Annotated in this window: 1 pseudogene; it reads right to left on the minus strand. The window is 79.6% G+C overall.

Features of this window, described 5'->3' with window-relative positions:
• Positions 1 to 72 precede the first annotated feature (72 nt).
• Positions 73 to 555 (minus strand): annotated as a pseudogene (locus AMK19_RS05470) (transcriptional regulator); the annotation flags it as partial.

Raw genomic sequence — 555 nt, forward strand, 5'->3', positions numbered from 1 at the left:
CTCTCCCCCGCCCCGACAACCGGCACCGCCCCGGCAACCGCACTCACGCAGCGTCGCGGGCCCACCGTCAAGTCAGCTCGCGGCCCCTCCCCACCGCACGCCCAGCAGTTCCCCCAACGCCCGCTCCCCCGCCGCCGTCACCCGCACCGCCCGGCTGTCCGGCCGTCGCTCGACCCACCCTTCCGCCAGCGCGTGCGCGCAAAGCGCGGCGCCGACCGCGCCGGCCAGGTGGGGGCGGCGTTCGGTGAAGTCCAGGCAGGCCCGGACGGCGGCGCGTCGGCCGGGGCCGACGGTGACGCCCACGGCCGCCAGCCAGTGCGCGCCGGCGGCGGTGAGGGCGAGCCCGTGCCGGTCGTCCAGCAGGCCCCGAGCCGTCATCGCCTCGGTGACGGTGACGCCCAGCGCCCCCGCCAGGTGGTCGTAGCAGGTCCGGGCACGGGCCAGCTCGCCACCCCGCCGTACGCCGCGCAGCGAGCCCGCGACGACCCCGGCCCCCGCCACGCCGCCGAACTGGGCGAGCGCTTCGACGAGTTCGGCCGCGGCGGGCCCGGCGAG

Source organism: Kitasatospora sp. CB01950 (assembly GCF_001905465.1).
GTDB lineage: Bacteria > Actinomycetota > Actinomycetes > Streptomycetales > Streptomycetaceae > Kitasatospora.